The 18956-nt window shown below is 41.9% G+C and carries 16 protein-coding genes and 1 riboswitch; of the genes, 9 read left to right on the forward strand and 7 right to left on the reverse strand.

Annotation, left to right across the window (positions count from 1 at the left end):
* The first annotated feature begins 107 nt into the window (after positions 1–107).
* The 6 genes from AAC853_RS14045 to mntP all read left to right on the forward strand — a co-directional run bounded on the left by AAC853_RS14045 (position 108) and on the right by mntP (position 6243).
* Positions 108–1472, forward strand: a complete 1365-nt coding sequence (locus tag AAC853_RS14045; RefSeq protein ID WP_340614907.1) for an L-serine ammonia-lyase — start codon at positions 108–110, stop codon at positions 1470–1472.
* A 510-nt stretch (positions 1473–1982) separates the two neighbouring features.
* Positions 1983–2951, forward strand: coding sequence for a PTS mannose transporter subunit IIAB (manX, locus tag AAC853_RS14050; protein ID WP_338882566.1), 969 nt, complete (start codon positions 1983–1985; stop codon positions 2949–2951).
* A gap of 83 nt (positions 2952–3034) precedes the next feature.
* Positions 3035–3835 carry a PTS mannose/fructose/sorbose transporter subunit IIC gene (locus tag AAC853_RS14055; RefSeq protein WP_340614908.1) on the forward strand — a complete coding sequence of 267 codons (801 nt, stop codon included), beginning with the start codon at positions 3035–3037 and terminating at the stop codon, positions 3833–3835.
* Positions 3836–3848: 13 nt separating this feature from the next.
* Complete coding sequence (locus AAC853_RS14060; RefSeq protein WP_338882567.1) at positions 3849–4697, forward strand: PTS mannose transporter subunit IID; 849 nt, start codon at positions 3849–3851, stop codon at positions 4695–4697.
* 78 nt (positions 4698–4775) lie between these two features.
* Positions 4776–5234, forward strand: a complete 459-nt coding sequence (locus AAC853_RS14065; protein ID WP_338882568.1) for a DUF986 family protein — start codon at positions 4776–4778, stop codon at positions 5232–5234.
* A gap of 152 nt (positions 5235–5386) precedes the next feature.
* A riboswitch (yybP-ykoY riboswitch) is annotated at positions 5387–5529 on the forward strand.
* A 129-nt stretch (positions 5530–5658) separates the two neighbouring features.
* Complete coding sequence (gene mntP, locus AAC853_RS14070; protein WP_338885574.1) at positions 5659–6243, forward strand: manganese efflux pump MntP; 585 nt, start codon at positions 5659–5661, stop codon at positions 6241–6243.
* 217 nt (positions 6244–6460) lie between these two features.
* On the opposite strand, the gene rlmA is transcribed toward mntP, so the two are convergent.
* On the reverse strand, positions 6461–7276 hold the full coding sequence (gene rlmA, locus AAC853_RS14075; protein WP_340614909.1) for a 23S rRNA (guanine(745)-N(1))-methyltransferase: 816 nt from the start codon (positions 7274–7276) through the stop codon (positions 6461–6463).
* A 196-nt stretch (positions 7277–7472) separates the two neighbouring features.
* Here rlmA and AAC853_RS14080 point away from each other — a divergent pair, with 196 nt between their 5' ends.
* The gene (locus tag AAC853_RS14080; RefSeq protein ID WP_340614910.1) at positions 7473–8027 is read left to right on the forward strand and encodes a GNAT family N-acetyltransferase; all 555 of its coding nucleotides are present in this window, start codon (positions 7473–7475) and stop codon (positions 8025–8027) included.
* 17 nt (positions 8028–8044) lie between these two features.
* On the opposite strand, the gene uhpC is transcribed toward AAC853_RS14080, so the two are convergent.
* From uhpC to maeB, 6 genes are all read right to left on the reverse strand, one after another.
* On the reverse strand, positions 8045–9373 hold the full coding sequence (uhpC, locus tag AAC853_RS14085; protein ID WP_340614911.1) for an MFS transporter: 1329 nt from the start codon (positions 9371–9373) through the stop codon (positions 8045–8047).
* Positions 9374–9382: 9 nt separating this feature from the next.
* Positions 9383–10921 carry a signal transduction histidine-protein kinase/phosphatase UhpB gene (gene uhpB, locus AAC853_RS14090; protein ID WP_340614912.1) on the reverse strand — a complete coding sequence of 513 codons (1539 nt, stop codon included), beginning with the start codon at positions 10919–10921 and terminating at the stop codon, positions 9383–9385.
* Entirely contained in the window at positions 10921–11529 is a 609-nt protein-coding gene (gene uhpA / locus AAC853_RS14095; protein ID WP_340614980.1) for a response regulator transcription factor UhpA, read from the reverse strand. The genes uhpB and uhpA overlap by 1 nt, the downstream gene beginning before the upstream one ends.
* A 150-nt stretch (positions 11530–11679) precedes the next feature.
* Entirely contained in the window at positions 11680–13056 is a 1377-nt protein-coding gene (gene uhpT, locus AAC853_RS14100) for a hexose-6-phosphate:phosphate antiporter (RefSeq protein WP_338882574.1), read from the reverse strand.
* A gap of 502 nt (positions 13057–13558) precedes the next feature.
* The gene (locus AAC853_RS14110) at positions 13559–14362 is read right to left on the reverse strand and encodes an energy transducer TonB family protein (RefSeq protein ID WP_340614913.1); all 804 of its coding nucleotides are present in this window, start codon (positions 14360–14362) and stop codon (positions 13559–13561) included.
* A gap of 381 nt (positions 14363–14743) precedes the next feature.
* Positions 14744–17023: an NADP-dependent oxaloacetate-decarboxylating malate dehydrogenase gene (maeB, locus tag AAC853_RS14115; protein ID WP_338885576.1), complete on the reverse strand. Its 2280-nt coding sequence runs from the start codon at positions 17021–17023 to the stop codon at positions 14744–14746.
* A gap of 544 nt (positions 17024–17567) precedes the next feature.
* On the opposite strand from maeB, the gene AAC853_RS14120 reads away from it, so the two are divergent.
* Both AAC853_RS14120 and AAC853_RS14125 read left to right on the forward strand, forming a co-directional pair.
* Positions 17568–18203 carry a response regulator gene (locus AAC853_RS14120; protein ID WP_338882577.1) on the forward strand — a complete coding sequence of 212 codons (636 nt, stop codon included), beginning with the start codon at positions 17568–17570 and terminating at the stop codon, positions 18201–18203.
* A gap of 317 nt (positions 18204–18520) precedes the next feature.
* The gene (locus AAC853_RS14125) at positions 18521–18943 is read left to right on the forward strand and encodes an ArsC family reductase (protein ID WP_340614981.1); all 423 of its coding nucleotides are present in this window, start codon (positions 18521–18523) and stop codon (positions 18941–18943) included.
* The last annotated feature ends 13 nt before the right edge of the window (positions 18944–18956 follow it).

Consider the following 18956-nt stretch of genomic DNA (forward strand, 5'->3'; position numbering starts at 1 on the left):
TAATTAAAAAAAAACTGTAAACTCCTTTATCAACACTACCAAATAACAGTAAAGTAGCGCGCTTTATATAAATAACTATATTTCTTTCTTCTTTAAAGGAGTCTGGCGTGATTAGCGTTTTCGACATGTTTAAGGTGGGTATTGGCCCATCCAGCTCTCATACTGTTGGTCCTATGAAAGCAGGCAAACAATTTGTCGATGATCTTGTAAACCAAGGAGTAATGTCCTCTATCACGCGTGTAGCTGTTGATGTATACGGCTCACTTTCATTAACCGGGAAAGGTCACCATACGGATATCGCTATCATCATGGGCCTGGCAGGTAACATGCCCGCAACTGTTGATATTGATTCAATCCCAGGTTTTATTCGTGATGTTGAGCAAACTGAACGTTTGCCGCTGGCAAATGGTTTACACGAAGTCGATTTTCCTCGCGATGGCGGTATGAACTTCCGTAGCGATAACTTATCACTGCACGAAAACGGCATGCAAATTCATGCATTCGCAGGTGACAAAAAGGTTTACAGCAAAACCTACTACTCCATCGGGGGTGGTTTTATTGTTGATGAAGAACATTTTGGCAAACCATCCCAGGATTCCAAACCGGTTTCTTACCCTTACAGCTCTGCGGCTGAGCTGTTGATGAACTGTAATAAAACCGGCTTGTCTGTTTCTGGCTTGATGATGAAAAATGAATTGGATTTACACAGCAAAGAAGAAATTGCTGAGTATTTCGCAGACGTATGGGCAACTATGCAAGCTTGTATTGAGCGTGGCCTGAATACAGAAGGGGTTTTGCCTGGCCCATTGCGTGTTCCTCGCCGTGCCGCTGCATTGCAGCGTATGCTGACATCATCAAATAAATTGTCTAATGACCCAATGAATGTTGTTGATTTAATTAACATGTTTGCATTGGCCGTCAATGAAGAAAATGCGGCGGGTGGCCGTGTTGTTACCGCTCCAACCAATGGGGCATGTGGTATTGTCCCTGCTGTTTTGGCCTACTACAACCATTGCATTGAGCCTGTGACAGCGGAACTATACACCCGCTATTTCCTGGCTGCGGGTGCCATTGGTATCTTATATAAGATGAATGCCTCTATTTCTGGTGCGGAAGTTGGCTGTCAGGGTGAAGTTGGGGTAGCTTGCTCGATGGCAGCAGCCGGCATTGCCGAATTATTTGGCGCAAGCCCTGAACAGGTTTGCATCGCAGCAGAGATTGGCATGGAGCATAACCTTGGTCTGACTTGTGACCCTGTTGCAGGCCAGGTGCAAGTTCCTTGCATTGAACGTAATGCTATTGCTTCCGTGAAAGCGATCAATGCTGCCCGTATGGCACTTCGCCGTACCAGTGAACCTCGTGTTTCTCTCGATAAAGTTATTGAGACGATGTATGAAACGGGCAAAGATATGAACGCAAAATACCGTGAAACTTCACGCGGTGGTTTGGCGATAAAAGTTCAGTGTGACTAATGTAAGCATTGCTTACTCATTAGACAGAAAGCGATATTATCGCCTCCTTTTTCTACATTTAAATTTTAGCTGAAATAGTATCCCTGCCATTTGGTAGGGATATTTTTTTGGCTGAAACGAGTGACTAAAGTACATTATTTTCCATTTTACGGTAAATACATCGCAATTTTTTTATAAGAAAATTAATAAAATGTTACCGGAAACAAAAATAAACACCAAAAAATAACCAATTTAAAGAATTTTAAAAAACAAATTTATTTAAATGCAGAATAAAATATTGTTTTATCCTGTCAAAACAGTCTATCTTAATTTTTCTGACTAATAGCAATTTTCTTGAAGGCTGCAAATGATACTCTAACTATATATTTACTTATGTAACAAAATATAAAACCATGACCGTTTTATGTTCACTACCATCCTATTGATTGAATAGGAAGTTAAATACATTAGAAATATTGAGTATGAGCTTGCAGTAGTCTGAGTTCAATTGTGATAGAAAGGGGAAAACAAGTGAGTATAGCCATTATGATTGGCACACACGGGGCTGCGGCGGAACAGCTGCTTCGTACTACAGAGATGTTGATTGGGGAACAGGAAAATGTTTCTTACATCGACTTTGTGCCCGGTGAAAATGCTGATACGTTATTCGAGAAATACAACCACAAGCTGGAATCGCTTGATACAGAACAAGGCGTACTGTTTTTCGTCGATACCTGGGGTGGCAGTCCATTCAATGCTGCAAACCGCATCGTGGTTGATAAAGACAACTACGAAATCGTCACGGGTGTCAATGTTCCGATGCTGGTTGAAGCTTTCATGTGCCGTGATGATGATCCAACGATGGAAGAGCTGGTTGCTGTAGCACTAGAAACCGGCAAAGAAGGTATTCGAGCCCTTAAAGCAAAACAAGATGAAGAGCCTGCCAAACCTGAACCCGTAAAACCCGCTGCACCTGTCTCCGCCGTTCCAGCTTCAGCAATCTCTGCGGGTGGCCATATGAAGATTGCCCTCGCACGTATTGATGATCGCCTTATCCACGGCCAGGTTGCTACCCGTTGGACTAAGGAAACTAACGTCAAGCGTATCATTGTCGTCAGTGATGAAGTTGCCCAGGATACGGTTCGTTCTACCTTATTGAAACAAGTCGCACCTCCCGGCGTTAGCGCACATGTCATAGACGTTGCTAAGTGCGTTCGGGTTTATAACAACCCCAAATATGCTAACGAACGCGTCATGTTGCTCTTTACCAACCCAACAGATGTTCTGCGTATTGTCGAAGGCGGCGTCGCTATCGAATCCATCAACATCGGTGGCATGGCTTTCCGCCAAGGAAAAACCCAAATCAACAACGCGATTTCCGTTGATAAAACTGACATTGAAGCCTTTGAAAAACTGAACTCACGCGGCATAGAACTTGAAGCCCGTAAAGTTGCCAGTGATACCCGTTTGAACATGATGGATCTACTGAAAAAAGTTTAGCCATCAGAACAGATGTCATTTTATTAACCATTAGTCAATAACAAAATTCTTACCAAATTACATTTGGTTATAGGAGAAAAACAATGGAAATTACCGTTGTTCAACTTGTGTTGATATTCATCGTTGCCTGTATCGCAGGTATGGAGTCAATTCTCGATGAATTTCAATTCCACCGTCCATTAGTTGCTTGTACATTAGTCGGCTTAGTGCTTGGTGATATGAAAACCGGCATTATCATCGGCGGTACACTGGAAATGATTGCCCTTGGCTGGATGAATATCGGTGCAGCAGTCGCCCCCGATGCAGCATTAGCTTCCATCATTTCAACCATCCTGGTTATCGCTGGTGGGCAAGATGTCGGTGCCGGTATCGCACTGGCTATTCCACTGGCAGCAGCAGGCCAGGTTCTGACTATCATCGTCCGTACCTTGACTGTGGGTTTCCAACATGCAGCCGATAAGGCCGCAGAAAACGGTAATCTTCGTGCAATTAGCGTCATTCACATTTCAGCTTTGCTGCTTCAAGCTATGCGAATCGCCATCCCTGCCCTGATCGTTGCAATATCCGTAGGAACATCTGAAGTTCAGCATATGTTAAATTCCATTCCACAAGTGGTCACCAGCGGCCTGAATATCGCCGGTGGTATGATCGTGGTTGTCGGTTATGCAATGGTGATTAACATGATGCGTGCAGGTTATCTGATGCCGTTCTTCTACCTTGGTTTCGTTACGGCAGCCTTCACTAACTTCAACCTTGTGGCATTAGGTGTGATTGGTATTGTGATGGCAATCCTGTATATCCAGCTTAGCCCTAAATATAATCAATCACAGGCAGCCACTTCTGCTGGCAATACGCCAAACGACCTTGATAACGAATTAGATTAAGAGGATGAACAACATGTCAGAAGCAACAAATATGGGTCAGAAGAAGCTGACACAAAGCGATATTCGTGGTGTATTCCTCCGCTCTAACCTATTTCAAGGGTCGTGGAACTTTGAACGGATGCAGGCACTCGGTTTCTGTTTTTCGATGATACCTGCCATTCGTCGTCTGTACCCGGAGAATACCGAAGAAAGGAAGCAAGCTCTCAAACGACATATGGAATTTTTTAATACCCATCCTTATGTTGCAGCGCCTATCCTGGGTGTCACTATGGCAATGGAAGAGCAACGGGCCAATGGAGCTGACATTGATGACGGGGCTATCAACGGTATCAAAGTGGGTTTGATGGGGCCTTTAGCAGGGGTTGGTGATCCTATTTTCTGGGGAACTGTTCGTCCGGTATTTGCCGCTCTGGGAGCCGGTATTGCCATGAGTGGCAGTCTGTTAGGCCCTGTTCTGTTTTTCATCCTGTTTAATTTAGTGCGATTAATTACCCGTTACTTGGGTGTCGCTTATGGCTACAAAAAAGGGTTAGATATCGTTAAAGATATGGGCGGTGGCTTCTTGCAGAAAATGACGGAAGGTGCGTCCATTCTCGGCTTGTTTGTCATGGGTGCCCTCGTCAACAAATGGACCAAAGTGAATATTCCGCTCGTGGTTTCTGAAGTGCCTGATCCAATCACGGGTGAGATGAAAGTGACTACTGTTCAAACCATCCTTGACCAGTTAATGCCTGGCCTCATGCCATTGTTGTTAACATTTGGCTGTATGTGGCTACTGCGGAAGAAAGTCAATCCGTTATGGATTATCATCGGCTTTTTCGTGCTGGGGATCGTCGGTTTCCGTTTTGGTTTCCTCGGTTAGAGCTGATATTCCTGCATGACTTGAATATTCGGGGGAGGTTTTGCCTCCCCTTTCTTTGTGAGAGAATAGGGATTAAAAATGAGTTTGAATGATATTATTCTAATAGTTTTAATTGTATTAATGCTCGCTTTTGCGATTTATGATGAATTTATTATCAATCAGCTCAAAGGAAAAACGCTGTTAAATATCAAACTCAAAAGAAAACAGCGGCTTGATGCACTGATATTTATCATTTTGATTGCTATTATTATTTACAATAATGTCACATCACATGGCAGTCAGTTCACGACCTATTTATTAACATTTATCATCCTGGTGACATTATATTTAGGTTATATTCGCTCACCAAAACTAATATTCAAAAAACAGGGTTTTTATTATGCCAACCGTTTCTTTTCTTATGAAAAGATTAACGCAATGAATTTATCTGAAGACGGCATTCTGATGATGGATTTAGGGCAAAACAAAATATATATATCCGTCACAAAGCTGGATGACTTAGAAAAAATTTATCAATTTCTGGTTAACAACAGATGATTAAACTTGGCAGATTCGATTAAATAAGATCAATAATTCATATTGGTCTTATTTTCCTCCTAAAACAGATATAGATAACGATAAGCATTATCATTTTCATATTTAAAATTATGGCAAAATATTTTTGCCTTTTATTCTTAATATGATATTGTCCGTCGCAGTCATTGGGGAGTAGCCTGTTCCAGAAAATCTCTGGAAAATTCGTATCAACATACTCGTTTAAAATAAAACGTGGTACGAATACCTAAAGAACCTAATAACATCCAGGTTTTTATATTCCCGTTATATTTCAAGTGACAATTAACAAATTCGCAGCTTGAAAGATACGGGGATAAATCGGTTGGCAAGACCATAGACACATAACAGCGCCGTTGGTTGGGGGTGTGTTGTGTGTGTATGGAATCACCCAACCGAGGCTATTTTGATGAATCTCTATGCAACACTTATTCTCGCGCTTGCCCTTTCCATGGATGCTTTTGCCGCTGCTGTAGGAAAAGGGGCCGCCCTTCACCGCCCTCATTTTCGCGAAGCTATCCGTACAGGTATCATCTTTGGTTTGGTTGAAGCCTGTACGCCTTTAATCGGTTGGTCATTGGGCCTGTATGCCAGCCAATATATTATGGAATGGGATCATTGGATTGCCTTTTTCTTGCTCCTGATCCTTGGTTGCCGCATGATAATTGATAGTTTCAAACGTGAACCTGAAACGCCTTATCAAGCGACTCCTCAACGCCATAGTTCAACGGCATTGGTTCTCACTGCAATTGCAACCAGTCTGGATGCTATGGCAATGGGTGTCGGCCTTGCCTTCTTACAAGTTGATATTCTCCACACAGCCATGACAATTGGCCTGATGACTATGATTATGGCCACATTAGGCATGTTAATTGGTCGTTATATTGGCCCGCTATTGGGTAAAAGAGCCGAGTTAGTTGGGGGATTGGTCTTAATTGCCATTGGCTTCAATATATTATTCGAACATCTTAAATTATTCTGGTATGCGGAATAAGGTTATTATTTTATTAACTCAATTTACTCCGGATATATACGCATTAAACTTCAAGTTGCAATTTACAACACAATATGAAACCTGATTTCTCCCCCGCAAAGTGGGAGAAATCACACGCATCTTGAAGTTAGATTGGTATAGTTCGTTATATTCCGGAGATTTGTTCCCTTGTCATCATACTTATAGGGTTTATAAGATGACAGCAATTATTTTATTATCAAATACGTCGATATATTTTTAACGTAAAATCTGCTTCACAAGCAAACTGTTCTCTTGATATCAAATGCGTTTTAACCTCTTCTGATGCCCGCCAGGCAAAAGGGGTCATCTGCAATAAATTATGTGCTTGTTCACCATTTAATGACATGGTATAGGCCAACGTTTCGGTTGAAATTAATTCAAATTCTTCCCATTGTTCCTGATTCTCAGGATGTAAATGCACTTCCTGATAAATAAGCTCTTTCAATTGATACAAATGACGAGGCCCTGGTGTTACTGTCAGGACGATCCCCTCTGTTTTCATTACCCTGGCCAATTCTGCCGCTTTGCAGGGAGCGTAAATCCGCAAAATACCATCCAGTGAACTGTCCGCAAATGGCAACCGGTGACTAGATGCTACGCAGAAATTAACGTCGGGATAACGCCTGGCACCATAACGAATTGCGACTTTCGCCACATCCAATCCAAACACTGCCAATTTCCGCTGAAGATTCAGCTGTTCTTGAACCGCAGCGGTGTAATAACCTTCACCACAACCAATGTCCAGCAACGTTTCAGCCTTTTCTGGTAAATATTCATCAAGCAACTCAACCGTTTTTTGTTGCAGGATCTGATAATGGCCTGAGTGCAAAAATGCCCTTCTCGCTTGCATCATCTCCACACTATCCCCAGGCTCTTTTGAGCGTTTATGCTGAACGGGCAGTAAATTGACATACCCTTCTTTTGCACAATCAAATTGGTGATTATTCTCGCAACGCCATTGGTGGTGAGTAAACAGTAAAGGTGTGTGACATAAAGGACATTGATAAGACATAACATTCCGACGGATAGGGAAAATCAGGGGGCGTACTATACCATATTTCTGATATATACGTTTTTAAACTCCATGCTTTTGAAATTTAAACGTGACACTCCACTGCCTGACTGCGTTAAAGAAATTATATTGACTATTCTCAACACCCTATTTATTTTTACCATCTAATAACACTTTCATTACAAATGGGGATGATATGCCATACGATAATCTAGAGACCAAACGGCTTCTATTAAAAAAACTCGCTTATGACGACGCTATTCAAATTCAGCAAAAATTTCCTCATTGGGATGTTGTCAAATACTTAGATAGCAGTGCAGTCCCCTGGCCTTATCCCAATGATGGTGCAGAATACTTTGTTAAAAAGGTGGCTTTTCCCGCCATACAATCAGGAAAAGCCTGGCTATGGTCTATTCGGATAAAAAAACATCCCGATGAACTCATCGGAGTGATCGGGTTACATGACCGGCAAGATAATAACCGAGGGTTTTGGCTTTCCCTGGAGCATCAAGGCCAAGGATTGATGCGCGAAGCCTGTGAGAAAGTGACTGATTATTGGTTTCACGTACTGGGGAAATCCGTTCTTAGAACACAAAAAGCCAGTATTAACCACGGTTCGAAAAAAATCTCATTAGCACAAGGTGAAAAGCTGATAAAAGTGGAAGAAAAAGAGTACGTTTCAGGAAAATATGCTTGTGAGTTCTGGGAAATAACCAGGGAAGAATGGTGTAATCGACATGCACCTTCTTAATAAATTTTAACTACCCATTAATCCTGCATTTTCTGCCTGGGAAACTGGGCTTGCAGGAATGGCAGTAATAATAAACCTATCAATACAGCACAAACAGAAATAGTGATAAATACCCCCTTCCAATGATAATATTTTAAAATAATGGCAAAAGGATAACCAGCAAGTGCAGCTCCCGTATACGCAAAAAGGCCGACAAACCCCGTCGCCGCCCCCGCTGAATCTTTATGGGAACATTCCGCCGCAGCCATACCAATCAACAATTGTGGGCCAAAAACAAAAAAACCAATGGCGAAAAAGCCAATGGATTGAAAAATCAAATCAGTCATAGGCATCAGCCATAAGGCAGCCACCGATAAGAAAATACCCATCGCAAATATCAAATTCATCGGCCCACGATTACCGCCAAACACGCGATCCGATCCCCAGCCTGCCACCAGCGAACCCATAAATCCCCCCACTTCAAAAAGTGATAATACAGCGTTCGCGCTCACTAAATCATAATGGTGATATTCTGTCAGATAGAGGTTTCCCCAATCGTTAATAACCGTACGGACGAGATAGACCAAAACGTAACTCAATGAAAGCAACCAAATATATTTATTGCCAAAAACATAGGTTTTCAGTATTTCTCTGGTCGTTAGCCCTTGCCCTTGATTTTCCTGTATTTTTTCTAAATGATCATCACGAAATTGGCCAATGGTCGGTAACCCCATTGTTGTAGGTTTGTCACGTAACCGCCAGCATAAAAAAATTCCGGCCAAAATACCTAAACAGCCCGGCACAATAAACCCTTCTCGCCAGCTAAAATGTAATGTTAAGAAACCGATAAACAACGCAACCAAAGCACTGCCTGTATGGTGTGATGTATTCCATAAAGACCACCAAAAACCACGCTCTGAGCGAGAATACCAACTGGTGAGCAATTTAGCACAAGGTGGCGAACCCCAGCCCTGAAACCACGCATTTAATATCCACAAAAAGGTAAACATCACAATCGAGCTGGACAGACCAAAAAAGATATTAATGATCCCTGTCGCAATTAACCCGATTCCCATGAAATAACGCGGGTTGGAGCGATCAGAGATAATGCCGGAAAGAAATTTGGAACAACCATAAGTGACATAAAACAGGGTTCCAATCAGGCCAATCTCACCTTTATCAAGGCCGAGATCGGTTATCATGGCAGGCATCGCATAGTTGAAACTTTTACGGGTAAAGTAAAACAGCGCATATCCCACATAAAGACTCAGCATGATATGCAAGCGCCAGTAGCGATACTGTTGCCGGATTTCTTCAGCAGATAGCGGCTCGTCATGTATCGGCCTGGATTGAGAAAAAGCTGTCATAAGCGTATTTTAAAGTTTAGGCAAAGTGATAGACAAGTCCGTCCCCGAAGATGTCGAATCAGCGTGTCGTTTTTCACTGTGAATTGAGAACGTTCCACCCAGCGCCTGCACACGTTCCCGCATACCACGTAAGCCAAACCCTTTCATATGATCCTCAGACTTACAGCCAATACCATTATCTCTGATTAATACATGGATCATCCCGTTGATGGAAAAATGTAATTCAATACGATCCGCTTGAGAATATTTCATGGCATTATTCAGCGCTTCCTGACAAAGGCGATATAACGTAATTTGGGTGGTGTCACTTAGTTGCGCAATTGCCATAGCTGAATCCGTTTCCCAATAAACATTTACCAATATGCCATGGGATGCAAATTCCATATCCCGCAATAATTGTTCAATAGCCTCTTTCAAACCGAGGTCATCAAGAATTTTAGGCCGCAGCCGACTAAGTAACCCTTTAGTTGTATCATAAACATTGAGGGATAACGATTCGATAGTTTTCGCACAATTAGCGCTAATCGGTGCAACTTCTACCCGCTGGATAATATTGGCCTGAGTACGAATAGCGGTAATATTCTGGCCAATTTCATCATGCAGTTCACGCGCAATTTCCCGCCTTACCGATTCTTCTGCTTTCACCAATTGACGGGACAAGCTGTGATTGCAATGAAGTTGACGCTTTAATTGTGCATTAAGATCACGCTGACGCTGCACCGCCATTCCCAGCATGATCCCCGTTAGCGTTTGAGCCAACAATGATAACAAGAGATCCGTGATCTCTATATTCGAAATACCATTATTTGAGACACCATTGCGCGCGGCAATCAAGGCAATACTGTTTAGCAAAGTGCCAACCACCGCCCCCTGCCAGCCGTAACGAAAAGCCAACAAGATAATAGGAATGGCCAGACAAAACGGGGCAAAATAACGCAACTCATTCGGCAGACCGACTTGAAGAAAAATATTTATTATAAACAATGAACTATAAAGAATAATGTGCTTCAGGTGAAACTGAATACGATGTGATACAAGATTAGCAGTCAGAGGAAACCAAATATTTTGGAACAAATAGTGCCATACTAAATAGCACAAAGGAACTAACATGACACCACCGGTTAAACTCACCAAAAATGCAATATTCAAAGCAGAATTATGATTACTGATCGCCACCACATTAATCATGGATGTTGTCAGAATAATACCAGCCATGACTGCAAATCGCTGCCATTGATTGCCACAATAATAGCGACTGGCAAACCAGACAAGAGGAAAACTGGCCATGCTAGCCGTTAACACCGTCAACCATTGTAGTTGTCCCATTAGGATCGTCAAACAAATGGTAAGCCCCCATTCTGCGCTGTAAATAGTCGTCCAATAACGCTTGGGGGTATGGAGAACAATACCGAGGCGTAAAGCAAAAGGAAAAAATAGGATGGCCAATTCAGAATCATTGACAAAATAGTAGGCAATGACCCATAAGCAGAACCACCAACAAGAAAACAATAGCCAGCCGCAAAATGAATTGATCAGATATTGACGCATTAAAGATCACTAGTGGCAAAATAATTCGCCAAACCAACGTTATTCGTTACCCCTAATTTACTCATCGCATTGGCTCGATGGACATGTACGGTTTTATGGCTTAATCCCAATTCAGCTGCTATAGCTTTAACATCCATACCACTCGCCAACATCTCTCCAACTTGTCGTTCTCGTTTAGTCAGGTATTCTAATGAAGACGGATTACTCTTTGATGACGTTAAATTGAGTACAATGTCCGGCGTGAGATAACAGCCATTATTGGCGGTCGTCCGCACCGCTTGAATCAGTTCATCCGGGCTGCAACGTTTACTAAGATAACCACGCGCACCTGCTTTCAAGGCATTTTCCACCATAGTGGCAGAATCATGCACACTCAGCATAATACAGCTAATACCTGAGGGAAGATCTTTCAGCAGTGAAAGCCCGCTTTCATCTTTCATGGAAATATCAAGAATACAAACCGTTGCACCCGATCCCGGTAAACCCTGTCTGGCTTCAGCACATGAACTGAACTCTCCCACGACTTCAATATCAGGCTCTAAATTCAGCAACTGCGCGAATCCTGAACGTACAACAACATGATCATCAACTAATGCGACTTTAATCATCATCATTTATTATCGAGTTAAGCATTCGACTAAACTACTCTTATTGATATGGCTTCGCAATAGTACGTAATAGATAGAAAATTAGGGTAAAAAATGATGAAAAGATGCTACTGTGGATATACAGCAGCATCAGTAAGTTTTTAGTCTGGTTTAATGTGCTTTCTTAGCTTTTCGGATCTTTCTCTCTTCCGCAATAGCCACCAAAGCAAGCAAACAGAGGCATACAAATGCTGAAGTATCCAGGGCAACAAATGTCCCTTTCCACCCTGTTAAACCAAAGACAGGTACACCATCAGCAATCATTCCCAAACCGAGCTTGGCAAAGCTGTCACCGATTAAATAAGCAAATGTTCCTTTAACACCATCAGCCACACTGATCGCTTTTTTCGGTACAAAGCCAACAGCCGCCACACCAATCAATAACTGTGGACCAAATACCAAGAAACCGAGCACAAACAGGGAACCCAAATACATGTATTCACTGGTTGCATGTTGGTAGAATTCAAGACAAACAATAATCAACCCTAACGAGACACAAGCAACCAAGGCACGGCGGCCATTCGCCAAGTCTGACAAATATCCCCACATTAATGTCCCTACCAGCGCCCCTATTTCGAACATGGTAAAACCCGTGATGGCGGTTTCTTTTGATTGTCCCAGTTCCTGATACGCATACACAGTTGACCATTGGTCGATACCAATACGCACGATGTAAAGGAAGATATTGGCAAAACAGAGTAGCCAAATGACTTTGTTTTTTAATACATATTCAACAAAGATCTCACGTTTAGTCATCTGGTTTTCTTCTGCCGCGATATCTTCTTCGCTGACAGGTTCATCAAATAACTCTTCTACCTTACCCAAGCCGTAACTTTCTGGAGAATCGCTACCATAACGCAATCCAATGAAACCAATGATCAGGGCAATAATTGAAGGGAAAATAAACATCCCTATCACATGACCATTAAAGAAATAATTGGCCCCAAAGAGTGCAACCCCAGCCGCAGCAGCTCCCCCCACATTATGTGACATATTCCACAAACCCAGATAGGTTCCACGCTTGTTACGGGGCGTCCATTTCGTAATGGTGGAATAGCTGGCCGGCCCACCTATACTTTGGAAAAAGCCACTCAACGCATAAAATGCCACCATCAGGAAAATACTGATGCCAGAATTTCCCATGCTCATGCTAAACCCTAACATGGCAATGCCAGACAGGATCAACATAAATGGCAAAAATTGTTTGGTATTTTTGCCATCAGCATAATAAGCAACGACAGTTTTACCAATACCATAAGTAATAGAAAAACCTAACCCTATCAACCCAAGCTGCGTCATCGACAGACCATAAGTCGAGATCATATCGTTCTGGGCTATGTTAAAGTTCTTACGTACCAAATACATAGCCATATAGCCAATAAAAACGACCAAATACGACTGCATAAAGGGCTTGAACCACATTTTACGCCGTACTTCCACTGGCAGATCCAGTGTTGGCTTACGAATTTGTTCTAGAATCTTAAGCATTTGAAATCCTTAGATAACTACGAGAAAAAGAGCCTTTTTTGAAGCAGGTGAGAATGAAAAAGGCAAATCGCATGAAAGCAGAAATTTTCGTAGTTATAGTTTTCGTAAATATAATTTTGCAGATATAGTTATTATCTGGCCAGTTTAGAAAACTAGAGGAAGATTGGCTTGAGCTATGGTCCTAATTGAACTAGGAATATTTCCTATTTTTACCTTATTCGAACATAAAACGTGAAAGAAATCACACTCCTTGTCCAGTAAGGCGTGAAATGAAAGTTATAGTTGATTATCAATGATTGACACCCTCCTCGCCCTGAAGGACGAGGATCCCTACGGTGTTTAGACGGAAATCTGACTCACTTCGGTGGGTTCCTGCTTCAACGAACGGCTTGGCCGCACCGCTCCTCCACCAGCTAGCACGGTATGCCCTGCCACTAAAATATTACGCGCCCCGTTTAGATCAGCGTTATATATGCTGTGATATGCCGTTAACACTATATTTTTATTGAGATAAATAAAAATCTATTGGCAGTTCAACCGTAACACTGCCATTAGTTAAAATGGCTTCAGGTGGCTTAGGCAAAGGCTGTGCCCTTTCCAACACCATCCTGGCTTCCTTGTCCAGTGAATTAGTTCCTGAACGTCGAGTAAGTTCACTATTAATCACAACACCCAATGGGTTAACCGTAAATTTCACCATCGGGCGCCCTGTTCGTCTTCTTCTCTGGGCATCTTCTGGATATTTTTTATAACGGTTTAAGTGTCCGGCTACCTCTGCCTGCCAAACGACTTTGGCATCGGCAATGGCATCAGAATTGCTCTCATAGGATGCAGCGGTACGTTCAGTCACATTATCGGCCATCGCATGGCTGGTTGCTGGCGCAGCACTACTGTGGGATTTTTCACTTTCTTGCTCTTTCGCTTTCACTCGCTTAACAGGCTGAATTTTCTTCGGTGCATCTTGTTCTTTCTTGTTTTTCTTCTGCTTATCCACCAACAGCAGGGCATTTTCATTTACATCCAATTTTGGCATGTTAATTTTGTCAACTTTGCTCTCCTGCGGCTTGCTGGCAACAGATAGCTGCTGCTCAATGCCAATTGGTTGTTTTTGTATTTTTTGCAACGCTTCTGTCTGCACTGACAGTTCCACCATCACCGCCGGAGGAGGAAGAAACTCCTCAAAATCCACATCCTTTGGTTTGTAGACCAGCCATCCTACGAACAAGGCATGAAGTGTAATCGCAGCGAGAAAAGATTTTGCCGCATGACCAGAGTGAGCATTTTGATACGTGGTGTACGTCAACATCGCTTATAGCACATTATGTCAATAATGAATGGAAGTGAATGATAATCAATTCAATATATAAATGAAAACTATTTTTATTTGTTGGTAAGTCCACTTCCTTGTGATACTTACTATTATTTAGTTATATTTTTACTTACGTTGGGTATAAACCAGACAAAATCAGCATATTCACGCTCAAAACGGAAGAGAACCGATCAAAAGAGTCGATTTTATACGGGTAAACATTTGCATAACTATTAATCATTCAAAGAAAAATTGCCCGCATATTATAGATAATGAGAATCATTTATAAAAAATTACCCTGTTAAGCACAAACCTAACAGGGTAGTTTACTCACTTATCCCAAACTCACGGTAGGCAGGGAATTGACAAATGTTATTTTTACAGCGGTGCTGTTTGTGCTTCAACCGCCGCCAACGCCACCATATTCACGATACGGCGTACAGAAGCAATCGGTGTTAGGATATGAACAGGTTTCGCAACCCCCATCAAGACTGGGCCAACTGTTACCCCCTCTGAACTGGTGACACGCAGCAAGTTATAACTGATACGCGCCGCTTCCATATTTGGCATAATTAACAGGTTTGCAGCTCCCTTCAACGGACTGTCTGGCATGATATCGCGGCGGATACTTTCCACTAACGCAGCGTCACCGTGCATTTCACCGTCAATTTCAAGTGATGGAGCTATCTGCTGAACCAATGCCAGTGCCTTACGCATTTTTTGCGCAGAATCACAGTCCGAAGAGCCAAAACTTGAACGTGATAACAGGGCTACTTTAGGTTCAATACCAAAACGGCGAACAGTTTCAGCCGCCATCAACGTAATTTCTGCCAACTCTTCTGGGCTTGGATCTTCATTGACATAAGTATCGGCAATGAATGTATTTCCTGTCGGTAACATCAAGGCGTTCATAGCGCCTGCCGTATGCACTCCCTGGCGGAAACCAAACACATCTTTCAAAATCTGGTAATGTTCACCATAACTGCCAACAGTACCGCAAATCAGGCCGTCCGCTTCACCACGGTGTACCATGATTGCGCCTATCAGCGTTGGATTACCAATCACTGCCCGACGTGCTTGCTCTTGCGAGACACCACGGCGTTTCATCATGTGATAATATTCTTGCCAATATTCTTTGAAACGTGGATCATTTTCATTATTCACCACTTCAAAATCTTTACCCGCTTCAATATGCAGTCCCTGCTTTTTAATCCGCATTTCAATAACGCTAGGACGGCCAATCAGGACAGGGAATGCCAGCCCAAGGGAGACAAGTTCTTGGGTCGCATGCAGCACACGAACATCTTCCCCCTCTGCCAATACAATCCGTTTCTTCTCTTTTTTGGCTTGGGAAAAGATTGGTTTCATAAATAAGTTGGTCTTATAGACAAACTCATTGAGTTTCTCAATATATGCCCCGAAATCGGTAATAGGTCGGGTTGCCACACCTGATTCCATCGCCGCCTTCGCTACCGCCGGTGCAATTTTTACAATCAGGCGCGGATCAAAGGGTTTTGGAATGATGTAATCGGGACCAAAGAACAGGTCTTGATCGCCATAAGCGGAAGCAACTTCCTGACTTTGTTCAGCCAGTGCAAGATCAGCAATGGCGTGCACACAGGCAAGTTTCATCTCTTCATTGATGGTTGTGGCCCCAACATCCAATGCGCCCCGGAAAATAAATGGGAAGCAAAGAACGTTATTCACCTGATTAGGGAAATCAGAACGGCCAGTACAAATAATGGCATCAGGGCGTACTGCTTTTGCCAATGGTGGCAAAATTTCTGGCTCTGGATTGGCTAGTGCCATAATGAGCGGAGCTTTTGCCATGGTTTTCACCATGTCTTGTGTCAATACGCCTGGCCCGGAACATCCCAGGAAAATATCAGCATCAGGGATCACATCTGCCAATGTACGGCTGCCATTATCCTCAATAGCATAATCCGCCTTGGTCTTTTCCATGTTCTCTTCGCGGCCACGATAAATAACCCCTTTTGAGTCACAGACGACAATATTTTCACGTTTCAAACCTAATGCTACCAGCAGGTTCATACAAGCAATTGAGGCGGCGCCAGCCCCCGATACCACCATGCGCACTTTGCCAATATCTTTATTAACTACCCGCAATCCATTCAGCACGGCGGCGGTACAGATAATGGCTGTACCATGTTGATCATCGTGGAACACCGGAATTTTCATGCGCTCACGGAGCTTCTGCTCAATATAGAAACACTCCGGTGCTTTAATATCTTCGAGGTTGATTCCGCCAAAAGTAGGTTCCAGCGCTGCGATGATATCAATCAATTTGTCAGGATTGGATTCATCCACTTCGATGTCAAAAACATCAATACCAGAGAATTTCTTAAATAGAACGCCCTTCCCTTCCATAACAGGTTTACCGGCTAATGCACCGATATTACCCAATCCTAATACAGCGCTGCCATTAGAGATAACCGCAACAAGATTGCCACGTGCTGTATATTTATACGCCGCCAAAGGATCTTCTGCTATTTCAAGACAAGGTGCAGCAACACCCGGTGAGTATGCCAATGCCAAATCACGTTGCGTTGTCAGTGGCTTGGTTGGTGTAACCGTGATTTTTCCAGGTTGTGGAAACTCATGAAAATCAAGAGCGCTTTGTTTTAATTTTTCATCCATCATCAGATCCCTTACGCGTCATGTCTTAGTAAAAACCGCTCCAGTATAATAGTTACGGAAAGTTAAATCATGATGTCAGCAGCATTTTGTTCATCCCTCTTAAAATCAAGGTGCAAAAAACAAACAAATGATTGGCCTTACGTTAATTAATATTATATGGATATTATCCATGGATACCCACATTGAGGTATTTTACCGCCAATTAATAAACTGATAAATTAATTAATGATATATTTTTAAATTAATATTTAAAATAAGTTTACAAAAACAAAACTTAATCTATAAAATATTCCTCCAAATTTATTTGGAAAATGATTAGCAATTAAGGAAACACATTTTATTATGAAAGTGAATTTCATTTCATCTAAGTGGTTAAACCTGTTTGCGACATTTCTATTTTTATATCAGGATATATTTCCAGAATCTCATTAACGATGATTCAATATACTCCATAAAAATTACACAGCAATTTAACATAAAACAGAAATCTGTCTTTTATGTTTTATTAAACATAAATCTGCATTTCTATGTGGGGAGAAAGAATATGCATAATCATTCAGTCATGATAGTTGATGATCACCCAATCATTCGTCACGGTTTAAAAGGGTTGATTGAATTAGAACGAGAACTCATTGTGACTGCCGAAACTGGCAATGGTGAAGACGCAATTAATATTGCTTGCCAAATAAAACCTGATATTATTCTGATGGATTTGAAAATCAATGGCCTTTCAGGGATTGATACGATTAAATCTCTTCGCCGTAAAGGGCTTACTTCTTATATCCTCGTACTCTCCGATTCAGATCACAGAAGTGATATTTACGACGCAGTTGATGCCGGTGCGAATGGTTATTTATTAAAAGATATCGAGCTTACCTCTTTATTGAACAACATAAAAAAAGCTATCGATGGTCATGCTGTGTTCAGTGAAAAAGCCCATCAATATTTATCCACTCGCCATCTTTATGTTGATCCGTTATCAAAATTAACCAAACGTGAATTAGATGTTTTAAAAGAAATTGCAGAAGGAATGACAAATAAAGAAATTGCTGATTTCCTTTTTATTTCAGAAGAAACGGTGAAAGTCCACACCCGTAACTTATTGAAAAAGCTTAAATCACGTTCCCGCCTCGAAGCCACTATCATCTATCTAAAACACAGAAAAACAGAGTTCATTTAACATTGGCTTGTTGCTTAACGCCCCAATACGAAACACAATTTCCCTCATTTTTACCGATGGGGAAATTGTGAGTTATCAAGAATTATAAATTAATTAGAATAAAATTAATTTTACATATAATAAATAAGGGTATTATCTATAAATTTATTACTTTCAATGAAGAAAATACACATTTGTCGATAATTTAAACACCCGAAGCAGCAATGCCAGGAAAAGCAGGCAGAAAGTATGCGCAAAAAACGCGTTATCTGGATAAAATGGCCAATTTCCCGCATTATGTCGGATATGTTGAACAAGACAAAATCAAGGCTCTCATCATGTCAAATACCCCTGTTCATTCAGATACCCTTTCTCACAAAATAGCCATTCTCTACGGTATCAAAAACTGCGATACCATAAAAAAAGCGCGTCGTTGGTTAGACGATCAAAAAATACCTTATCAATTCCATGATTATCGGGTGGATGGTCTATCCCCTGAATTACTTCAATCATTTATTGAGCAAGTTGGCTGGGAATCGCTCCTGAATACCCGTGGCACAACGTGGCGCAAATTGCCCGATGAGCAAAAAGCCACGATTAACAATGCAGATGCTGCCAAGGCGCTCATGCTGGAGCACCCTTCAATCATAAAACGCCCTCTATTGGTTTCAGGCTCAGAAAATTCAAAAAGCGCAGGAACAGAAAAGTATTTACTCGGTTTCAAGGCAGAACAATATCAACAATTTTTCTCGCATGACTAGATGAGGAGAGCAT

The organism is Xenorhabdus thailandensis (assembly GCF_037996785.1).
GTDB lineage: Bacteria > Pseudomonadota > Gammaproteobacteria > Enterobacterales > Enterobacteriaceae > Xenorhabdus > Xenorhabdus griffiniae.

Excerpts from the sequence above, each read along its gene's own strand:
- AAC853_RS14125 (WP_340614981.1), top strand. The coding sequence starts at position 18,521 with ATGTCAAATACCCCTGTTCATTCAGATACCCTTTCTCACAAAATAGCC.
- uhpC (WP_340614911.1), bottom strand. The coding sequence starts at position 9,373 with ATGACAGCTTTTTCTCAATCCAGGCCGATACATGACGAGCCGCTATCT.
- mntP (WP_338885574.1), top strand. The coding sequence starts at position 5,659 with ATGAATCTCTATGCAACACTTATTCTCGCGCTTGCCCTTTCCATGGAT.
- AAC853_RS14120 (WP_338882577.1), top strand. The coding sequence starts at position 17,568 with ATGCATAATCATTCAGTCATGATAGTTGATGATCACCCAATCATTCGT.
- uhpT (WP_338882574.1), bottom strand. The coding sequence starts at position 13,056 with ATGCTTAAGATTCTAGAACAAATTCGTAAGCCAACACTGGATCTGCCA.
- rlmA (WP_340614909.1), bottom strand. The coding sequence starts at position 7,276 with ATGTCTTATCAATGTCCTTTATGTCACACACCTTTACTGTTTACTCAC.
- uhpB (WP_340614912.1), bottom strand. The coding sequence starts at position 10,921 with ATGCGTCAATATCTGATCAATTCATTTTGCGGCTGGCTATTGTTTTCT.
- AAC853_RS14110 (WP_340614913.1), bottom strand. The coding sequence starts at position 14,362 with ATGTTGACGTACACCACGTATCAAAATGCTCACTCTGGTCATGCGGCA.
- uhpA (WP_340614980.1), bottom strand. The coding sequence starts at position 11,529 with ATGATTAAAGTCGCATTAGTTGATGATCATGTTGTTGTACGTTCAGGA.
- AAC853_RS14080 (WP_340614910.1), top strand. The coding sequence starts at position 7,473 with ATGCCATACGATAATCTAGAGACCAAACGGCTTCTATTAAAAAAACTC.
- AAC853_RS14060 (WP_338882567.1), top strand. The coding sequence starts at position 3,849 with ATGTCAGAAGCAACAAATATGGGTCAGAAGAAGCTGACACAAAGCGAT.
- maeB (WP_338885576.1), bottom strand. The coding sequence starts at position 17,023 with ATGGATGAAAAATTAAAACAAAGCGCTCTTGATTTTCATGAGTTTCCA.
- AAC853_RS14055 (WP_340614908.1), top strand. The coding sequence starts at position 3,035 with ATGGAAATTACCGTTGTTCAACTTGTGTTGATATTCATCGTTGCCTGT.
- AAC853_RS14065 (WP_338882568.1), top strand. The coding sequence starts at position 4,776 with ATGAGTTTGAATGATATTATTCTAATAGTTTTAATTGTATTAATGCTC.